At 44.6% G+C, this 1,008-nt stretch carries 1 protein-coding gene; it reads right to left on the bottom strand.

The window, feature by feature from the left end:
* Window positions 1–333: 333 nt before the first annotated feature.
* Window positions 334–759, bottom strand: coding sequence for a DNA-binding protein (locus tag QUB24_RS33505; RefSeq protein WP_333157906.1), 426 nt, complete (start codon window positions 757–759; stop codon window positions 334–336).
* Between the last annotated feature and the right edge of the window lie 249 nt (window positions 760–1,008).

The following is a 1,008-nucleotide window of genomic DNA, read 5'->3' as shown; positions in this document are numbered from 1 at the left end:
GTTTACTCACCGTCGTGTCTTCTCTCAAGCTGCAAGACCGGAATATTCTTGAGTTCCTGACTGAATCTGTCTTGAGTGCTCGTTCTGGTCGGACTCCTCCTTCTCTTCTGCCACGCTAACCCCGTGAACTTCTACATGAACTTTGAGGATAAATAAACAGATCCAAATCGCCCAAGCGCAACTATAAACCTTTGATTTTTATGAAATAGAATCACTTAGTTAAATAAATTATAGCGGTTCTCAAGCGTGGTGAAGTATGGGGGCGAGTCCTATGCCCACGGAGCCCTATGAGCACCTCATGTTACTGAGAAAGGCTATAGCATCTTCCTATTTTTATTTAGTTGCCGCTGGAGTGCGCTTTAATTGTTCCATTTCCTCAACATAAACTTCACCTAAATCTTTTCCGGCCAAATCCTTCAGAGTAATACTCTTGTAGCGGACTTCTCCCTTCAGCAATACTTCATCGCCAAGCTGGGGCAAAGCTTGGTTAGTTAAAACCCAAATCGTACCCGTACCGTCTTGAAGTTGATAAGCCGCATTCCCCACAAACGGAGCGCGATTTTCTACCTTTCCCCGGAGATAAACTTCAGCATCCACTTGCCGCTTTTGTTGAACGTCGCCAATGCTAGCCACATTAAAGCCAAGATTAAGTTGAGACATGGGTAAATTGCCGCAACTGAAGAAACCGCTGGCGAGGACTAGCGACAAAGAGCTGGTACAGAATCTTTGAACCCAAACTTGCTTAATTGCAGTAGTCATTGTGTTTTCGACCATATTCCAATACTTTCAGCCTTTAACTACCTTATTTCTATCAGCACTCTAGCAAAACAGCCATTTTAAGGGGTTTTTGAGCCCGTGTCACTCCCTGTTCACCTACCCTAGTGTCTCCTACCTGATAGTCACTTACAAGCAAGCTCTTCTATCAATCTTCTACCGACACCACACCGTCCGCTATACCTAGCTCTCACCCCAACGTTTTGAAGGGTTTTGGGAGTAACTAAAGGTAAC

This window comes from Microcoleus sp. B9-D4 (assembly GCF_036705105.1).
Classification (GTDB): Bacteria; Cyanobacteriota; Cyanobacteriia; order Cyanobacteriales; family Microcoleaceae; genus Microcoleus.
The sequence above is the reverse complement of the archived record's forward strand: the minus strand, read 5'-3'. Positions and strand labels throughout refer to the sequence as shown.

Coding starts and splice junctions, on each gene's coding strand:
- QUB24_RS33505 (WP_333157906.1), bottom strand. CDS start 759: ATGACTACTGCAATTAAGCAAGTTTGGGTTCAAAGATTCTGTACCAGC.